General features: G+C 64.6%; 16 protein-coding genes. 6 read left to right on the forward strand and 10 right to left on the reverse strand.

Annotated features, from left to right (window positions below):
• Positions 1-188 precede the first annotated feature (188 nt).
• The 10 genes from nirK to rsxA all read right to left on the reverse strand — a co-directional run bounded on the left by nirK (position 189) and on the right by rsxA (position 8,065).
• Complete coding sequence (gene nirK / locus BGI27_RS02465; protein WP_095523334.1) at positions 189-1,349, reverse strand: copper-containing nitrite reductase; 1,161 nt, start codon at positions 1,347-1,349, stop codon at positions 189-191.
• Between the two features lie 137 nt (positions 1,350-1,486).
• Positions 1,487-1,948: an azurin gene (azu, locus tag BGI27_RS02470; RefSeq protein WP_095523335.1), complete on the reverse strand. Its 462-nt coding sequence runs from the start codon at positions 1,946-1,948 to the stop codon at positions 1,487-1,489.
• Between the two features lie 315 nt (positions 1,949-2,263).
• The gene (locus BGI27_RS02475; protein WP_095523336.1) at positions 2,264-2,728 is read right to left on the reverse strand and encodes a GNAT family N-acetyltransferase; all 465 of its coding nucleotides are present in this window, start codon (positions 2,726-2,728) and stop codon (positions 2,264-2,266) included.
• Complete coding sequence (locus BGI27_RS02480) at positions 2,728-3,012, reverse strand: RnfH family protein (RefSeq protein ID WP_095523337.1); 285 nt, start codon at positions 3,010-3,012, stop codon at positions 2,728-2,730. Before BGI27_RS02480 ends, BGI27_RS02475 begins: the two co-directional genes overlap by 1 nt.
• An 18-nt stretch (positions 3,013-3,030) precedes the next feature.
• On the reverse strand, positions 3,031-3,717 hold the full coding sequence (locus BGI27_RS02485) for an electron transport complex subunit E (protein WP_095523338.1): 687 nt from the start codon (positions 3,715-3,717) through the stop codon (positions 3,031-3,033).
• Between the two features lie 2 nt (positions 3,718-3,719).
• The gene (gene rsxG / locus BGI27_RS02490; RefSeq protein ID WP_095523339.1) at positions 3,720-4,331 is read right to left on the reverse strand and encodes an electron transport complex subunit RsxG; all 612 of its coding nucleotides are present in this window, start codon (positions 4,329-4,331) and stop codon (positions 3,720-3,722) included.
• Positions 4,332-4,336: 5 nt separating this feature from the next.
• Positions 4,337-5,404 (reverse strand): RnfABCDGE type electron transport complex subunit D, encoded by a 1,068-nt coding sequence (locus tag BGI27_RS02495; RefSeq protein WP_095523340.1) that lies wholly within the window; start codon positions 5,402-5,404, stop codon positions 4,337-4,339.
• 26 nt (positions 5,405-5,430) lie between these two features.
• Entirely contained in the window at positions 5,431-6,930 is a 1,500-nt protein-coding gene (gene rsxC, locus BGI27_RS02500) for an electron transport complex subunit RsxC (RefSeq protein ID WP_095523341.1), read from the reverse strand.
• 12 nt (positions 6,931-6,942) lie between these two features.
• Positions 6,943-7,464, reverse strand: coding sequence for an RnfABCDGE type electron transport complex subunit B (locus BGI27_RS02505; protein WP_095523342.1), 522 nt, complete (start codon positions 7,462-7,464; stop codon positions 6,943-6,945).
• Between the two features lie 19 nt (positions 7,465-7,483).
• Positions 7,484-8,065, reverse strand: coding sequence for an electron transport complex subunit RsxA (rsxA, locus tag BGI27_RS02510; RefSeq protein ID WP_095523343.1), 582 nt, complete (start codon positions 8,063-8,065; stop codon positions 7,484-7,486).
• A 298-nt stretch (positions 8,066-8,363) separates the two neighbouring features.
• Between rsxA and nifL the strand changes: the two genes are divergently transcribed.
• The 6 genes from nifL (at position 8,364) to BGI27_RS02540 (ending at position 18,490) form a co-directional block, all read left to right on the forward strand.
• A complete protein-coding gene (gene nifL / locus BGI27_RS02515; protein WP_095523344.1) occupies positions 8,364-9,899 on the forward strand; it encodes a nitrogen fixation negative regulator NifL in 1,536 nt (511 codons plus the stop codon).
• Positions 9,900-9,951: 52 nt separating this feature from the next.
• A complete protein-coding gene (gene nifA, locus BGI27_RS02520) occupies positions 9,952-11,487 on the forward strand; it encodes a nif-specific transcriptional activator NifA (RefSeq protein ID WP_095523345.1) in 1,536 nt (511 codons plus the stop codon).
• A 277-nt stretch (positions 11,488-11,764) separates the two neighbouring features.
• On the forward strand, positions 11,765-13,273 hold the full coding sequence (locus BGI27_RS02525; RefSeq protein WP_095523346.1) for a pectate lyase family protein: 1,509 nt from the start codon (positions 11,765-11,767) through the stop codon (positions 13,271-13,273).
• 266 nt (positions 13,274-13,539) lie between these two features.
• Complete coding sequence (locus BGI27_RS02530) at positions 13,540-13,734, forward strand: DUF3079 domain-containing protein (RefSeq protein ID WP_095523347.1); 195 nt, start codon at positions 13,540-13,542, stop codon at positions 13,732-13,734.
• Positions 13,735-13,803: 69 nt separating this feature from the next.
• Complete coding sequence (locus tag BGI27_RS02535) at positions 13,804-14,871, forward strand: DUF475 domain-containing protein (protein WP_170942878.1); 1,068 nt, start codon at positions 13,804-13,806, stop codon at positions 14,869-14,871.
• A gap of 277 nt (positions 14,872-15,148) precedes the next feature.
• Positions 15,149-18,490 carry a transglutaminase family protein gene (locus BGI27_RS02540; RefSeq protein WP_095523349.1) on the forward strand — a complete coding sequence of 1,114 codons (3,342 nt, stop codon included), beginning with the start codon at positions 15,149-15,151 and terminating at the stop codon, positions 18,488-18,490.
• The last annotated feature ends 79 nt before the right edge of the window (positions 18,491-18,569 follow it).

Genomic DNA, 18,569 nt, shown 5'->3' on the forward strand with positions numbered 1-18,569 from the left:
GCCCACGCCTCGAATCCGCTGCGCGACGCTCAGTGTGAGCGGATTCTGGTGGGCAAGGGCGCATCGCCCCGACCCTCCAAAGCCACTCGTGCTGAGCCTGTCGAAGCATGGGCGGGTTCAATCCGGCGCGAACCGCCCTGTTTTTGCCCGGCCCGAATGGCTTGACCCGACACAGCTGCGCCTGCCGCTTACTTCTCCGCCGGCAGCGACAGGTCCGTCGACGGTCTGATCGGTCCGACAGGCGACGGCGTGGTCATCAGGTCGTGGTTCCACTGTTTGCCCTCGACCTGGATATGCGCGGCCGCGCCGAGCAGGATCGCCTCGATCAGGTTGTGGTTGAGATACACATGCAGACCGGGCTGGCGAAAGGTGTACAGCGCGGCGCCGGCGGAGCCGCCGCGGATGAACCACGTCTCCAGGTCGCGCAGCGGCGGGTTGTTGAACTTTCCTTCCTCCCACACGTAGTCGCCGTGGCCGCCGATCAGGTGCGGACGGCTGTCGCGGTTGGCCTGCGAATGCACCAGCAACACCGTTTCGCCGACCTTGCTGGTCAGTGCGCGCTCGCCGGTCAGTGCGCCGACCGCGCCGTTGAAGACAACGTGAGAGGGCGTCAGCCCGCGCATCGTTGCCAGGGTATCGGGCAGGGCTTCGGCATGCGAACCGTAGGATTTGAAATTGCCTTCCGCATCGCGCGGGATGTAGAACTCGGTTTCGCCGATGTAGTAGGCGCGGTCATAGCGCAGCGGCTTGCCGTTGCCATCCTTCAGACCGCCGCGCGGCAACACCATCACCGTGCCGTGCATGCCGGCCACCACGTGCCACGGCGTCATCGGGCCGGCCGGTGCGCAGTGATAGACGAAGGTGCCGGGCCGGGTGGCCTTCCAGCGCAGGGTGACTTCTTCACCGGGGGCCACGAGGGTGAGATCGCCACCGCCCAGGGCACCGGTCGCGGCATGGAAGTCGATGTTGTGCACCATGGTGTTGCCAGCTGGATTTACCAGGGTCAGCTCCACGTAATCGCCTTCATGCACCACCATCAGTGGCCCGGGGATGGAGCCGCCGAAGGTCATCGCGTGCATCTTCGTGCCCAGCTCGTCGATGACGATTTCCTTCTCCACGATCGGCAGCGTGAACTGCACGACCTTGGGCCCGCCTTTTGCCACCTGCTCATGTTCGTGTACGAAAGGCGGGCGTCTGAGCTTGACCTGCTGGCGGGGCAGTCTGGCGAGATCGGGAGCCTGTGCAAGGCTCTGGCCGACCAATTGCAGCGCGTCGGTGGCATGGGCTGGAACGGCCATGAGGCAGAGCACCGCAATGGCGGCGGACAGCGACCGGATGAAGGCATTCATGATTGTCTCCTTGTCTGTTCGTGTTGTGAGCCGGACCGCGCGCCGCATCGGCGCGTGCCGGCACCACCACGGACCGTCGTGGGCGGTCCGCGGGGGGTATTCCTGATGGGGCTGGATGCGCTTGTGCGGCTGCGCCGTCAGGGCGTGACGACGAGCTTGCCGCGCATCAGCATCGAATGACCGGGGAAGGAGCAGAAGAAGCTGTAGTCCTCACCGGCTTTCAGGGCCGTGCCTGCGAGCGTGGTACTGGTTGTCTGGCCGCCGCCGATCATCTTCGTCGCCGTCAGCACGCGCTTGTCGCCCGCTTGCAGATAACCGGCCACCGCGCCGGCCTTGAGGCCATCCCGCGCCACCGCGTCGGCGTCGGCCGTGCGGCTGATGACAACGTTGTGCCCCATCGCCGCCACCGGCAGCTTGCCGGTGTGCGTCAGTTTGAGGGTGATGCTCTCGCAGGCGGCAGATACGGTCAGGGTCTTCTGGCTGAATTGCATCTGGTCATTGGAACCAAGCCTGATCGTGCAGTCCGGCGCGGCCTGTGCCCATCCGGCGGTGCCGAGCAAGGCCAGTCCGAGGAAAATCGCGTGGGTCTTCATCTGCATGTACCTCCGTGACGGATCGGAAAGCTGCGTTGTGGCAGCATGATTCCGCGCGGGGTCCGGCCGGCGCCTTGATTTCGATCATTTTTCAAAAACCGTCCCCAATGCCGATGTCTGATCAGGCAGAGACCGATTTTTCAGAATGGACGTCATTCCGGCGAAGGCCGGAATCCAGCCCGGTAGGGTGCCGCAATACGCACCGCGTCCGGATGCAGGCAGGAGTTCGGGGCGTCTCCCCATGCAGCCCATTCGTGGATTCCGCGCCATCGATGCGCCTGCGGTCCGAGGAGGCCGGGATTGCGCGATCGTGGCTGCGCTTCAGCCGCGCAACCGTTTGCGCCAGTTGCCCAGTTGCGTTTCCTGCCAGCCGAGGTGGCGGTAGAAGGCGAGTGCCGGCGCATTGTCCTGATCGGCCAGCAGTTGCAGCCGCAGCATGCCGCGGCCAAGCGCCCAGGCTTCGGCCGCGGCGAGCAGCGCACGCGCGATGCCCTTGCCACGATGCGTAGCGGCCACCACCACATCCTCGATCACGCCTGCCGGGCCGCCTTCAGCCGTGGAGATCACGGTTTGCACCGAACAGAAGCCCACCACGGCGCCATCGAGTTCCGCCACCTGCAACAGGATGTCGGCCCGGTCCAGCATCTGGCTGAGCGCAGCCTGCTGGCGGGTGCTGTCAGCGCTGAAGTCGGATTCGATGGCGAACAGCGCAGCGAGCAAGCCGGCGATGGCCGGGATGTCCTCGGCGCGCGCCGGGCGCAGCAGGGGCAGGGCCGGTGCGGACATCAATCGTCGTCGCTGTCGAGCTCGAAGCCGGGGCGGCGTGGCACGCTCAGCGGATCGCAGGTGATCTGGCGGTAGATTTCCACGCGGTCTCCTTCGCGCAGGGCGACGTCCGGTTTGGTGGGCTTGCCGAAGATGCCGATGCGCTGGCTGGCGAGGTCGATATGGGGAAATTGCTGCAGCACGCCCGAGGCATCGATGGCCTCGCGGACGGTGACGCCCTCGGGCAGATCCAGCATCTTCCAGGCCTGTCGGCTGCCTTCGGTGTAGGCGACGGATACGCGCATGATGTTTTCTCTCGGGAATCAGACGGTACAGCAAGCGTTTTCGGTTTGGCTCGGGGCATTGCGTCTGGCCAGGCGGGCGTCGAGCTTGCGCTTGGCCACGAGCAGGAAGCCCAGCACGAGGAAGCCCCCCGGCGGCAGGATCATCATCAGCACGCCGCCATACTGGGGAATCACGGTGATCTCCAGGAAGGAGAAGGCCGGGCCGAGCAGCAGGCTGGCCTGGGCGAACAGCGTGCCGCTGCCGATCAGTTCGCGCATCAGGCCCATGACCGTCAGCGACAGCGTGAAGCCCAGGCCCATGGCGAGACCATCGAAGGCCGAAGCCACTACGCCATTCTTCGAGGCGAAGGCCTCGGCACGGCCGAGGATGGCGCAATTGACCACGATCAGCGCGATGAACAGGCCCAGCACCTTGTGCAGCTCGTGCAGCCAGGCGTTGAGCGACATGTCGACCAGGGTCACGACGGTGGCGATCACCACGATGAAAATGGGAATGCGGACCTGATCGGGCACCAGATGCCGGATGGCGGAGAGCAGGATGTTCGTCACCGTGAGCACGGCGGTGGTCGCCAGGCCCATGCCCAGGCCGTTGGTGCCGGAAGTGGTCACCGCCATGGTGGGGCAGAGTGCCAGCAATTGGGTGGTGACGACGTTCTGGTCCCACAGGCCGTCACGGAAGAGTTTGCGGATGTCCGGGCGGTTCATGGTCATTCTCCTGCGATCTCGTTGGCATGGGCGGCATAGAAATCCAGCCCCAGCTTGACGGCCTTGACCACTGCGTGCGGCGTGATGGTGGCGCCGGCGAACTGATCGAAGATGCCGCCGTCCTTCTTCACCGCCCAGCGCTCGGGTGCCAGGTTCTGTAGCGATTTGTGCTCGAAGCCGCGGATCCAGCCGGCCTTGGCGATCTCGATCTTGTCACCCAGGCCGGGGGTCTCGGCGTGCTTGAGGACGCGCACCCCCATCACCGTGCCGCCGGCGTCCACGCCGATCAGCACACGTATTTCACCGGCATAGCCGATGGCGCTGGATTCGAACACGGCCGCCGCGTATTGGCCGGCCTTGCTGCCGCGATATACGGTGACCGACGCGCCGTTCTCCGTCAGGATCTGGCGGGCATCGCGCAGCATGTCGTTATCCACCATGCCCTCGGGTAGCACCTGGGTCAGCGAGGATTGCAGGTCGGCCCGTGCGGCGCGCTCGATCGCGGGCGCCGTGAGCTGGTTGGAGAACACCAGCGCGGCGCTGGTAATCAGCAGGCAGGCGGCCAGTGTGCCGGCCTGGTAGGGAATCCGTTCGCGCAGGAGTGCAAGCTGCATGATGCTCAGTCCTTTTTCTGCAGGCGGGGGTTGCCGCGCCAGTCGCGGCCATAGATGCGCGGCTGGATGAAGCGGTCGATGGCGGGTGTCAGCGCGTTCATCAGCAGCACGGCGAAGGCCACGCCCTCGGGATAGCCGCCGTAACTGCGGATCACCCAGGTGAGGAAGCCGCAGCCGGCGCCGAACAGCAACTGGCCGGCGCGCGAGGCGGGCGAGGTGACGTAGTCCGTGGCGATGAAGAAGGCGCCCAGCACAGCGGCGCCCGAGAGCAGGTGCGTCGTCGGGTCCAGGTAGCGCGCGGGATTGAGCGCATGGCCGATGGCCGCCGGAATGGCGAGGGCGAGCAGCATCGCCAGCGGGATGTGCCAGCTGATCACGCCCATCAGGATCAGCGCGATGCCGCCGAGGGCGAGCAGCAGTACGGCGGTCTCGCCCAGGCTGCCGGGGCGCTCGCCCTGCCAGCTGGTGGGCAGCCCCTGGCTGAAGGCCTGGAACAGATCGGCGCCGCGCGCCAGCTCGGTCTTGGCGTGACCGAGCAAGGTGGCACTGGTATAGGCATCCGGCACCGGCGCGCCGAAGGTGATGCCGAGGCCTTCGCGCAGGCCGGGTTCGGCTTCGGGCGAAGCCCAGGCCGTCATCAGCACCGGGAAAGAGACCAGCAGTGCCACACGGGCCACCATGGCAGGGTTGAAGAGGTTGCAGCCCAGACCGCCGAACAGTTGCTTGGCGATCATGGTGGCGAACAGGCCTCCCAGCACGCCCAGCCACCAGGGTGCCCAGGGCGGCAGCGACATCGCCAGCAGCCAGCCGGTGAGCAGCGCCGAGCCATCGCGCAGCGTGGCGAGGATGGGCTTGCCCATCAGGCGCAGGCAGATCGCCTCGCCGGCCAGTGCGCTGGCGCAGGTCAGCACCCACAGCAGGACGGCCGGCAAACCGAAGAACCAGAAGCCGCACAGGGTGGCGGGGGTCAGCGCGGCGATCACCTTGAGCATGATGCTGCTGACGCTGTCCTGCCCGACGGCATGGGGAGAGGCGGCGACGCGTGTGAGGGTGGCGCTCAAGGGGGTGTTCATGCGGACTCCTTGTGATCTGCTGGCGCTCAGGCGCCTGTTTCCTGAGGTCTTGCGGCAGCGGCCTTTTCGGCGGCCAGCTGGGCGGCGCGTTCGGCCTTGCGCCGGGCGGCGGCTTCGGCGCGTTCGCGCGCTTCGCGCGCCTGACGCTCGATGCGTGCCTGCGCCAGCTGCTTGGTGAATTCGTTGCGTTTCTTCTGCTGCGCGCGTTTCCAGATCTCGCCCTTGGCATGCGAGAAGGCGTGAACCAAGGGCAGGTTGGAGGGGCAGACGTAGGCGCAGCAGCCGCAGGAGAGGCAATCGTCGAGCTGCAGCTTTTCCGCGCCGTCATAATCCCGCGCTGCCACGCGTGCGGCGATTTCCATCGGCAGCAGGCCCATCGGGCAGGCGCGTGCGCAGCTGCCGCAGCGCACGCAGGGCGAGGGCTCCGGCTTGGCGATCTCGGCGGCAGTGAGCGCGAGGATGCCGCCGCACCCCTTCACGGTCGGCACCGCGCCATGCGGCAGGGCTGCGCCCATCGTCGGGCCGCCCATCACCAGGCGCGCGGGTGTTTCCTTGAGGCCGACGAAGGCGAGCAGATCTTCCACCAGCGTGCCCACTGGCACCCGCACGTTGCCGGGCCGGGCCACGGCCCCGCCGTTGATGGTGACGATGCGGTGTATCAGGGGCTCGCCCAGGCGCAGCGCGCGATGGATAGCGGCGCAGGTGCTGACGTTGTTGACCAGCACGCCGATGCTTGCAGTGCGTGCGCCGGCAGGTACTTCGAGCCCGGTGAGCACTTGTACCAACTGCCGGTCGGAGCCCATCGGGTAGCGTGCCGGTACAGGGCAGACGCGGATTTGCTGAATACCTGTGGCAGCCGCCCGCATCGCGGCGATGGCTTCGGGCTTGTTGTCCTCGATGCCGATCAGGGCTTCGCTGGCACCCGTGGCATGCAGCAGGATGCGCACGCCATCCACCACCTCGTTGGAGTTGCTGCGCATCACGCAGTCATCGCTGGAGAGATAGGGCTCGCACTCGCCACCGTTGATCACCAGCGTGCGTACCGCATGTTTGCGCCCCAGCTGTGCCTTGGGCGCAGAAGGGAAGGTGGCGCCGCCGAGGCCGACGATGCCGGCTTCGGCAATGCGGCGGGTGACTTCCTCGGGCGCCAGCATCAGCGGATCTTCCACGGCCGTGAATTCGACGGCGCGGTCCTCGCCATCCAGATCGATCGTGATGGCGTCGAAATCCAGGCCGGATGGATGTGGCGCGGTGACCGGGCCGATGGCGCTCACCACGCCCGAGCTGGGTGCATGGATCGGCGCGGAGACGTTGCCCTGTGCAGCGGCGATCAACTGCCCGCGCAGCACCTGGTCGCCTACCGCCACCAGCGGCTTGGCCGGTGCGCCCACGTGCTGCAGCAGCGGCACGGCCAGGCGCTTGGGCAGGGGAAGCCCGCGCAACGGGACGTCGGCTGCCGGGCGCTTGTGATCCTCGTGCGGATGCACGCCCCAACTGGTCTTCAGGAATTTGTCCAGGATGCCCATGTCGATCTCCGGTCAGGCGGCGAGCGGATGCGCCCAGTTCCAGTTCTGCAGCGTCTGGGCCTGTGGTTGCAGCGCAATGGCCCCGGTGGGGCACAGGTCCAGACAGCCTCCACAACCGGTGCAGGCCTCGTCCAGTACGCCGTGGATCTGTTTGGCTGCGCCCAAGATGGCGTCGGTCGCACAGGCCTTGGCGCACTTGCTGCAGCCAATGCAGATGTCTTCGCTGATGGTGGCTACCTTGGGACCGCTGTCTTCCATCGCGCCGAGCGGGATACCCAGCCTGGCAGCGATGGCCTCGGCCAGTGCCGCGCCACCCCCGGGGCAGACGGTGGCCGGGGCCGTGCCCTCGATCAGTGCGTCGGCCGCCGCCTGGCAGCCGGCCAGGCCGCACTGACCGCAGTTGGTGCCCGGCATCATGGCTACGATTTCGGCGGTCACGCTGTCGCTCTCCACATGGAAGACGCGGGCGGCGATGCCGAGCAGGGTTCCCAGGATCAGGCCGAGCAGGGTGAGGCTGGTGATCGCGATGAACATGGCGTTCTCCTCGGTCCTTTCAGTGGAAGTTCAGGCCGGCGAAGCCCATGAAGGCCAGCGCCAGCAGACTGGCAAGGATGAAACTGGCGGGAACGCCATCGAAGGCGACCGGCACGCGGATCAGTGCCAGCCGCTCGCGCAGGCCGGCGAACATCACCATTGCCAGCGTGAAGCCGAGCGACGAGCCGAAGGCGTTCACCAGACTGGTGAGCAGGCTGCTGCCTTCCTGCACGTTGAGGAGGGCCAGCCCCAGCACCGCGCAATTGGTGGTGATCAGCGGCAGGTAGATGCCCAGGGCCTTGTAGAGGGCGGGCACGCTTTTCTTGATCACCGCTTCGATGAACTGCACGGTGGCTGCGATCACCACGATGAAGGTGAGGATGCGCAGGAAAGTGAGGTTCAGTGGGGTGAGCAGCAGGTAGTCGAGCAGCCAGCTGGCGCCTACGGCAACGGTGATCACGAAGGTGGTGGCCAGCCCCATGCCGACAGCGCTGTCGAGATCCCTGGAAACGCCCATGAATGGGCATAGGCCCAGGAACTTCACCATTACAACGTTATTGACCAGCGCGGTGGTCACGATCAGGGCCAGGTATTCAGTCATCAGGCATGTCCTCCTGACCCACTTTGTGCAGGGAATGTGCCAACTGCCCACAGGTCTGCCCCCCGACGGTGCCATCCGGGTTGTAAACACTCAGTAAATGAAGCGCAAACGGCATTTCATTGCGTCCGTCGTGGCAAGGCCTGTCGCCTTCGTGGCTTGTCACGAAGGCGACAAAGCCATGGCTACTTGCAACATTGCGGTACAGCGCATTTGTTGCAGATCAACGGGCTTTGTCGCTTGAATCCAGGGAGGCATGGTTGCTGCATGTATCTCCCCTGACCGCATAACGGAACCCGCCATGACCAGCACCAAGCCATCCGCCCGTGTCGCGCCGCTCTCAGCCGACCTTCTGGCCTCTTCGCTGTTCCGTGCCGCCGTGGAACAGGCCGATATCGCCATCTCGATCACCGATGCCCGCGCGGTGATCGAATACGTGAATCCTGCCTTCACGCGCACCACGGGCTACAGCGCCGCCGAAGCGGTGGGGCGCAACCAGTCCATCCTGTCCAACAAGACCACGCCGCCGGACGTCTATCAGGCGATGTGGCGACAGATCACCGCGTGTGAAACCTGGCATGGCCGTCTGGTTAACTGCCGGCGCGACGGTAGCCGCTATCTGGCGGACCTGACCGTCACTCCGGTGCTCGACGAGACCGGCGGAATCAGCCATTTCCTTGGCCTGCACCGAGACGTGACCGAGCTGCACGGCCTTGAATGCGCGGTGCGCAACCAGAAGGCGCTGATCGAATCGGTGGTCGACAGCGCCCCGCTGGTGATGGCGCTGCTCTCGCTGGAAGATCGCGTGGCGCTGGACAACCAGGCCTACAAGGCACTGATGGCGGATCTGGGCATGCAGGAGCCTGCGCCGGTGCTGCTGGAAGCCGTGCGCGATCAGCTCGGCAGCGGCTTCGGGCCTTTCCGCCCGGGCGCCTATGCCTTCGTCGAACAACAGGTGCGCCTGGACTGTCCGCTGTGGCACTCGCCGCGCTGGTACGCCTGCTCCGGTGTCTGGGTGGCGGCGGATCGCAGCGATGCCGATGCGTTCTACGAGGCCCGCAGCGAACCCTATCTGTTACTGGTGGCGAACGATGTGACGCGCCAGACCGTGGAGCAGGAGAAGGCCCGCGTGGCCGCGTTGCAGGCGGTGATGACCGAAGAGGTGCGCCAGCAGTCCCTGCGCGAAAGTCTGGCAGCGGCGGCGTATCAGATCGAGGGGCCGCTGAACGTGATCGATTCGGTGGTCACCCTGATGGGGCGGCGCGGCTGCGATCCTGCCCAGGCGGCGCTCACGGAAGCCCTGCGCGCCGGGCAGGCGGCCGTCGAGGCGCTCAAGTCCGCCTTGCCGCCACCGCCGCCGCAGCGTTCCACCTCGGTCAATCTCAACGAAGTGGTGCGTGACGTGCTGGATCTCTCTGCCTATGCCTGCCTGAACGCTGGCGTGACCGTCACCTGGCAGCCGCAACTGGTGCTGCTGATGCTCACCGGTGCGCCCACGCGGCTGCGTATCCTGCTCAAGGCGCTGGTCGACAACGCCATCGAGGCCATGAACACCAAGGGCTGGCGCCAGCGCGAACTCACCATCACCTCGCGCACCAGTGACGGCAGCATCGTCATCGATGTGGCCGACAGTGGCCCGGGGCTGGACACCACCTTGCGCTTGCGGGCCTTCGAGCCCTTCTTCACCACCAAGAAGGGGCGTGGCCAGCATCTGGGTACCGGGCTGGCCTCGGCGCAGCAGATCGCCGTGGAGCACGGAGGAGGAATCGAGTTGCTCGAGGCGCCGGGCGGAGGGTGCCTGGCGCGTGTGAGCCTGCCCTTGAGGCGGCAGGCCTGAGCCGGTGTTTTTTCCTCCGCAACCCGAATGGCAGCAAACAAGGTAAATCACCATGGCTCTCGATGCAGAAGGCGCCCTGAACCGCACCCTGATGGAAACGCTCTATTCCGTGAGCGTGATCCTTTCGCGTGCGCTGGACGTGAAGCAGGCGCCGCACGAAATCCTGCGCGTACTCGAAGAATCCGCCGGGCTGACGCGCGGCATGATCAGCGTGCTGGACCCGGAATCCGGCGAACTGGTCGTCAATGCGGTCCAGGGGATCGAACCCGAAGATTTTGAACCCGTGCGTTACCAGAGCGGCGAAGGCGTGCTCGGCCTGATCCTGGAGGAAGGCAAGACGCTTGCCCTGCCGGCGGTCAGCAGTGAGCCGCGCTTTCTCAACCGCTTGGGCATCTATGAGCGGCGCCTGCCTTTCGTGGCCGCGCCTATCCACGTAGGGGGGGCTCTGCAGGGGGTGCTGGCGGTGCAGCCGAACCGGCTTGATGACGGTCTGTTGCCGGTGCGTGCGCGTTTCGTCGAGATGGTGGCCAACCTCATCGGCCAGAGCGTGAAGCTGTCGCTGGACGTGGCCGAGGAGAAGAAGAACATCGCCGAGGAGCGCGATACCCTGAGGCGTACGGTGCGTGCGCAGCATGGTTTCGACAACATCGTCGGCCACTCGATGGGCATGCGTAAGATCTTCGAGCAGATCCGCATGGTGTCGAAATGGAACACCACGGTACTGATCCGCGGCGAGACCGGTACCGGCAAGGAACTGATCGCCAACGCCATCCACTACAACTCGCCGCGCGCGCGTGGTCCTTACGTGCGGCTGAACTGTGCCTCGCTGCCCGAGAATCTGCTCGAATCCGAGCTCTTCGGCCATGAGAAGGGGGCCTTCACGGGGGCCGTGGCGCAGCGGCGCGGGCGCTTCGAGATGGCCGATGGCGGCACGATCTTCCTTGACGAGATCGGCGAAATCTCACCGGCCTTCCAGGCCAAGCTGTTGCGCGTGCTGCAGGAAGGCGAGCTGGAACGCGTGGGTGGCGGGCGCACGCTGAAAGTGGATGTACGCGTGATCGCGGCAACCCACCGCGATCTGGAGGATGCGGTCGATGCGGGCAAGTTCCGCGAGGACCTGTATTTCCGGCTCAACGTGATGCCGATCAAGTTGCCGGCGCTACGCGAGCGTCTGGAGGATGTGCCCGAGATCGGGCGCCATCTGCTGGTGCGTATTGGCCAGATGCAGGGGCGTGCGCTGAATCTCACCGAAGCGGCGCTCACCCGCCTCACGCAATACACCTGGCCTGGCAACGTGCGGGAGCTGGAGAACTGTCTGGAGCGGGCTGCGGTGATGTCGGAATCCGGTCACATCGATGCCGATCTCATCCGCATCGACCGCCAGCGTGAGGTGGCGGGGGGCGCGATGAGCAGCGCGGCGAGCCGCATCGATCTGGAAGATCCCAGCCTGGACGAGCGCACACGCGTGATCGCGGCACTGGAGCAGGCGGGCTGGGTGCAGGCCAAGGCCGCACGTTTGTTGAACATGACGCCCCGGCAGATCGCCTACCGCATTCTGACTCTGGGAATCGAGGTCAAACAGTTCTGAAATTCATGAATCATACGGAGAAGCCTGTCCTGCAAGGGCTTCCGCGGCCAGCCCGGCGTGGTCAGTCAGACCCTGCTGACGGGGCGATTACAGCGGCAATTAGTTCGTAAGAAAAACACTCGTGCCGTCTGTAAGAACTACCGATGCAAACTGCCCAATCGGGTGCTAATGTGTTCCGGATGTCCTTCGAACGAGGGGCATCACGGAGGCAGGGTCCGGTTGTTCCATCCGGACGGCAGGGCTAGCCAAAACAATATGATTCATGGAGACAAACGTCATGCAATACCAACTCAAGGGTTCCGTTGCCGTGCTGGCAATGGCCCTCTGTGGCAGCGCTTTAGCTGCGCAAACCGGTGGTTTCGCCACTACCGACGGCGGCAATATTTCGGGAGCCCAGTCGTTTACGGCCTCGACCTATACCGAAATCAACACCATCATCGCCAACGCGTTTCTTGATCCGAGCACCGGCAAGAAAGTCAGCGGCGGCGCCTACCCGGTGATCATCACCTACACGGGGAACGAGGATTCGCTGATCAACCAGATCATCAAGGATCACACGGTCGACTCTTCCGGCAATTGCCCCAAGGCGCACTGGAACGATACCTACCGCGAAGTGCAGATCAAGGAGTTCACCAAGGGCATCACCATCCAGGGGGCTAATGGTTCCTCGGCAAACTTCGGCATCACGATGATCAAGAGCGCCAACATCATCGTCAAGAACATGAAGATCGGTGCGCTGGGCGGAGCCAACAACGATGCGGACATGCTGCGCATCGACAACAGCTCCAACATCTGGGTCGATCACAACGAGCTGTTCGCGGTCAATAACGAGTGCAACGGCTCCCCTGACGGTGACCTGACCTTCGAGAGCGTGATCGACATCAAGAAGGACGCGCAGAACATCACGGTTTCCTACAACGTGATCCGCGACAGCAAGAAAGTGGGCCTGATGGGCCACACCCAGAGTGGCGGCACGACTGACTACCAGCGCACCGTGACCTATCACCACAACATCTATCGCAACGTCAACGGCCGTCTGCCGTTGCAGCGCGGTGGTGTGGCCCACATGTACAACAACCTGTACGACCAGATCACGGGCTCGGGTATCAACGTGCGTGCCAGCGGCAAGGCGATCGTCGAACGCAACTGGTTCGAGAACTCCAAGAATCCGCTGACCTGCCGGTTCGATACCAACGGTTGCGGTACCTGGCACCTGATTGCCAACAACACGACCAGTTCTGCCAGCAATGCGACCTACGGCATCACCTGGGATGATCCGGGCTCGGGTGGCATCAACGCCGACACTTGGACCTCCACCCTGGCCGCCAAGCCCTCGCTGTCCTACACCTACGAGCCGGTGACGGCCCAGTGCGTGAAGGACAAGCTGGCAAGCTACGCCGGTGTGGGCAAGAACGGCGCACAACTGACGGCTTCCGTCTGCGGCAGCAGCGGCAGCTCGTCGAGCAGCAGTTCGTCCTCGAGCAGCAGTTCGAGTTCTTCGTCCAGCAGTTCCTCGTCGAGCAGCAGCTCCTCCAGCAGCTCGTCGTCGAGCTCCAGCGGCGCACCGACGCTGTCGGGGACCGGTAACTATCCGAGCGGTTTCTCGAAGTGTTCCGATGAAGGCAGCACCTGCTCTGTCACCAAGGGGACCGGTTGGGTGGCCTTCGGTCGCAAGGGTAGCTGGGTGGCCAAGTATGTGGGCGTGGGCAACAGCATCGCCTGTACCGTGGCAGCCTTCGGCTCCAATCCTGCGGGCAATCCCAACAAGTGCTCGTACCAGAACTGAGCTGTGCTGAAAGGCCGGCCTCTCCTCCGGCCTGACTGACCGAACCCCCGCTCCGTGCGGGGGTTTTTGTTTCCGGGGATCGTCCCGAGATTCCATCTGTATACTTGCAGGAGCGCGCCGCCAATCCAGCGGCATGTATCAGGGATGTTTTGGTTGACTGTCTGATACGGGAGTTGCTGGAGACCTTTCCTGTGGCTTTGCTGTGGCTTTGTTAGACTGCTTCCAGCAGCTGTCCGGTCCGGCGGCTGCATGCTGGAGTGATCCAAATGGCCAAGAAATTCCCCATCCATCCCAAGCATCCGGAGCGCATCTGCTGGGGTTGCGACAAGTACTGCGCCTCCACTGACATGTCCTGCAGCAATGGCTCTGAGCGCACGCCGCATCCCGTCGAAACCTTCGGTGACGACTGGTTCGAGTGGTTGCAGGCCTCCGAGGCGTCTGCCGGTTCCGTGGCGAACTGATCCGACGGGCAGCTCTCCGCGAGGAGTCATCCCGGCGCAGTCCGGATGAGGCAGACTAGGTGCGTCCAGGTGTCTGCACGCATCCGTCCGCCGATCATGCTGCTCAAGTACTTTGGTAGTTCCCTGCTGTTCTCGGCCGTCTGCCTGATACTGGCCGTGGTTGCCGGGGCCTTCTACGGCGGGCCCGTCACCGCGCTGGCCTACTTCATCAGCTGCCTGACCCTGGGCATCCTCGAAACCGCGGTGTCGCTGGACAATGCCGTGGTCAATGCGAAGTATCTCCAGCACATGAACGAGCGCTCACGCCGCTGGTTCATCACTTGGGGTATGGTGATCGCCGTGTTCGGCATGCGCCTGGTGTTCCCCGTGCTGATCGTTTGCCTGGCTGCCTGGACCGATCCGGTCAGTGCCGTGAGGATGGCGCTTTTCCAGCCGGATGAGTACGCGTACCACATGGAGGAATCGCACCACGAGGTGATGGCCTTCGGCGCGGCCTTCCTGTTGATGGTGGCGATTGACTTCTTCTTCGACCCTCGAAAGAAGATTCACTGGATTCCCGGCCTGGAGCACATCGCGGCCCTGATCGGCCGTTTTCCGCAGGCGGAAGTGCTCATTGCTACGCCGCTGATCCTCTTGGCCGCGCTGCTGGCGCCCACCGAGAATCGGGAGATCCTGCTTTCAGGATTCGGCGGCATGCTTTCCTTTTATCTGGTGCACGGCGTCAAGGATCTGCTGGAGGAGCTGGACGAGGGCATGAAGCAGGCCGTGCCGGACGCTGGCCGGCTGATGGTGGGCTCACTGCTGTTTCTCGAAGTACTGGATGCCAGTTTCTCTTTCGATGGCGTGGTCAGCGCTTTCGCGATCACCAACAACTTCATCCTCATCGCGTTAGGCCTGGGCATCGGTGCGATGTTCGTGCGATCGATGACGATCTATCTGGTGGACAGGAACACCATGTCCAAACTGCGCTTCATCGAGCATGGCGCTTTTTTCGGCATCGCCTGGCTGGTGGCCGCCATGACGCTAAGCCTGTACGGCGTAGCGTTGGGCGAGGTGATCGTGGCTGGAGTGGCAGCCACGATCATCGTCATCTCCGTGATCCATTCTCTGTTCCACCGCTCGCAGGTGGAGGGCTGACGCCTTGCGCCAGGCTGGTGCGCGATGTTTGGCCCCATGCTGGAGCATGCCCGCCACTGGTGCCGCTGTGGCGGTTTTCCGCCGGGTGATACGGCTAGGCGCGGGTTGCACGCTCCTTGCTAAGAACCCGCTCATAGTCTTGCTGCGCTGCTCGGCATCCTCATGTATTTGCATACACTCCGGTTTCCGTGCTGCTCTTCACCTGCTGAGAGCCTCTCGCGACAGACTTTGAACAGGTTCTAAGTGGCTCAGGTCTCCATTTGCCAGGAAACCGATAATGTCCATCCATGTTGCGCTGAACCACGTTACCCATTATCGCTATGACAGGCCGGTGACGCTGGGGCCGCAGGTGGTGCGGCTGCGGCCCGCACCACATTCGCGCACACGGGTGCTTGCCTATTCGCTGCGCGTGGCGCCGGAACAGCATTTCATCAACTGGCAGCAGGATCCCCAATCGAACTATCTCGCGCGGCTGGTCTTCCCGGAGAAGACACGTGAATTCCGCGTCGAGGTCGATCTGGTCGTCGAAATGGCGGTGCTCAACCCCTTCGACTTCTTTCTCGAACCCGAGGCGATGCACTACCCCTTCGCCTACAACGCCCAGCTCGCCACCGAACTCGCCCCCTATCTGGTCAAGCTGCCACTCGAGTCACGCTTCCGGACGCTGCTCGATTCGGTGCCGCGCGAGCAGGCGGCCACCATCGATTTCCTGGTCGCGCTGAATCAACGCCTGCAACGCGAGATCCGCTATCTGGTGCGGCTGGAGCCTGGCGTGCAGACGCCCGAGGAAACACTGCAGAAGGCTTCCGGCTCCTGCCGCGATTCGGCCTGGCTGCTGGTGCAGCTGTTGCGTCATCTGGGGCTGGCGGCGCGTTTCGTCTCCGGCTACCTGATCCAGCTGAAACCGGATGTGAAGTCGCTGGATGGCCCCTCCGGTACCGAAGTCGACTTCACCGACCTGCACGCCTGGTGCGAGGTCTACCTGCCCGGCGCCGGCTGGATCGGTCTGGATCCCACTTCGGGTCTGCTTGCCGGCGAAGGTCACATTCCGCTGGCTTGCTCGCCGGAGCCTTCGTCGGCCGCGCCCATCGAGGGCGGGCTGGAGCCATGCGAGGTCTCATTCGAGCATCACATGCGCGTCGACCGCATCTGGGAGGCCCCGCGCGTTACCCGGCCTTATACCGAGGAGCAATGGACGGCGATCAATCGGCTCGGCGAGCGTATCGACGGCGATTTGAAGGGCTGCGACGTCCGGCTCACCCAGGGGGGCGAGCCGACCTTCGTGTCGGTCGATGACCGCGATGGCGCCGAATGGAATACCGAGGCGCTGGGGCCTACCAAGCGTGGTCTTTCCGCCGAGTTGCTGGAAAAGCTCAAGGCGAAGTACGCACCGCAGGGTCTGCAGCATTTCGGCCAGGGCAAGTGGTATCCGGGCGAGCAGTTGCCGCGCTGGTCGCTGAACCTTTTCTGGCGCAAGGATGGCGAGCCACTCTGGGCCAATCCGGCGCTGTATGCCGACGAGAAACAGGATTACGGAATCTCCGAGGCGCAGGCGGGGGACTTTCTGCGTGCGGTAGCCGAGCGCTTGGGGCTGGCACCCCGATACGCTTTCCCGGCCTTCGAGGATGTCTGGTACTACCTGTGGCGCGAACGCAAGCTGCCGGCCAACGTCGATCCCCTCGATGCACGCCTGGAAGACCCGCTGGAGCGCGAGCGTCTGCGCCGCGTGTTTGCACGGGGGCTGGACAAGGTCGTCGGCTGGGTACTGCCGATCGCGCGCGATGCTGCCGGCCAGCAATGGCAGACCGGCCCCTGGTTCCTGCGCGATGAGCGCTGCTACCTGGTCCCGGGCGATTCGCCCCTGGGCTACCGTCTGCCGCTGGACAGCCAGCCCTGGGCCTCGGCTGGCGACTACCCCTGGCTGCATCCGGCAGACCCGTCGCAGCAGCGTGCGCCATTACCTGCCCATGCCGCCCTGCGGCACCAGGATGTGCGTGGCAGGGCCGCCTCTGTCGCGGCATCGAGACCGGAATCTGCGGGAAGCGAATCGGCGACGGATCGCCGTCCCGGTGCCTTCGAATCCGCAGGCTGGATCATGCGTACCGCAATGTGTGCACAGCCGCGCGAGGGCAAGCTCTATCTCTTCATGCCCCCCACGCGTGCGTTGGAAGACTACCTGGAGGTCGTTGCCGCCATCGAGGCCACGGCCGAGGCCATGCAGCTGCCCGTGGTGCTGGAAGGCTATGAGCCGCCCAGAGACCCACGTCTGCAGGTGTTGCGCGTCACGCCCGACCCTGGCGTGATCGAGGTGAACGTCCACCCGGCCTCGAGCTGGCCCGAGCTAGTCGAGCAGACCACGCACCTTTACGACATCGCTCACCACACGCGGCTATCCACCGAGAAATTCATGCTCGATGGCCGTCACACCGGCACTGGTGGCGGCAACCACTTCGTGCTTGGCGGGGCTACGCCAGCCGATTCGCCTTTCCTTCGGCGGCCGGATCTGCTTGCCAGCATGCTGGCCTACTGGCACAACCACCCCTCGCTGTCCTACCTCTTCAGCGGGCTCTTCATCGGTCCGACCAGCCAGGCCCCGCGCATCGACGAAGCACGTAACGACTCGGTCTACGAGATCGAAGTTGCGCTGCAGGAGATGCGTCGTCAGAACGAACGGTCCGGTTCGCGCCTGGGGGCCGTGCCGCCCTGGATGATTGACCGCCTGATGCGTAACCTGCTCATCGATGTCACCGGCAATACCCACCGCGCCGAGTTCTGCATCGACAAGCTGTACTCGCCCGATTCCGCTTCCGGCCGCCTCGGGCTACTGGAGATGCGCGGCTTCGAGATGCCGCCGCATGCCGAGATGAGTCTCGCGCAGCAACTGCTGATGCGGGCGCTGCTGTCGCGCTTCTGGCAGCAGCCCTACGCGCCGCGCCGCCTCAAGCGCTGGGGCACCGAACTGCACGACCGCTTCATGCTGCCACATTTCGTCGAGGATGATTTCCGCGACGTGATCGAGGAACTGCAGGATTTCGGCTACCCCATCGAAGCCGGCTGGTTCTCGCCGCACCTCGAATTCCGATTCCCCAAGCTGGGGGATTTCGCCGCGAAGAATGTCGACGTGGAGCTGCGGCTCGCGCTGGAGCCCTGGCATGTGATGGGCGAGGAGGGCATGACCGGTGGTACGGTACGTTTCGTCGATTCTTCGGTCGAACGTCTGCAGGTCAAGGTGCAGGGGCTGGTGGACGAGCGCCATGTGCTCACCTGCAATGGCCGTGCCGTGCCGCTGCAGCCCACCGGCAAGATCAGCGAGTTCGTTGGTGCGGTGCGTTACCGTGCCTGGCAGCCGCCTTCCTGCCTGCATCCCACCATTGGCGTGCACGCACCGTTGAGCTTCGACCTCGTCGATGGCTGGATGCAGCGCTCTCTGGGGGGCTGCCAGTACCACGTGGCGCATCCGGGCGGGCGCAATTACGCCACCTTCCCGGTGAATGCCTACGAGGCCGAAGCCCGGCGGCTGGCGCGTTTCTTCCGCTTCGGGCACACCCCTGGACGGATCGCTCCGCCGGACGAGGAGCGCAATCCGGATTTCCCGTTCACCCTGGATCTGCGCAAGTAACATGAGCCGCCCCCGGGCAGGGGAAGGGTCGTCAGCACCGCGCGACGTCGTATCATCGGCGTCGCGCAGGGTCGAGCGG

This window comes from Candidatus Dactylopiibacterium carminicum (assembly GCF_014736495.1).
GTDB classification, from domain to species: Bacteria; Pseudomonadota; Gammaproteobacteria; order Burkholderiales; family Rhodocyclaceae; genus Uliginosibacterium; species Uliginosibacterium carminicum.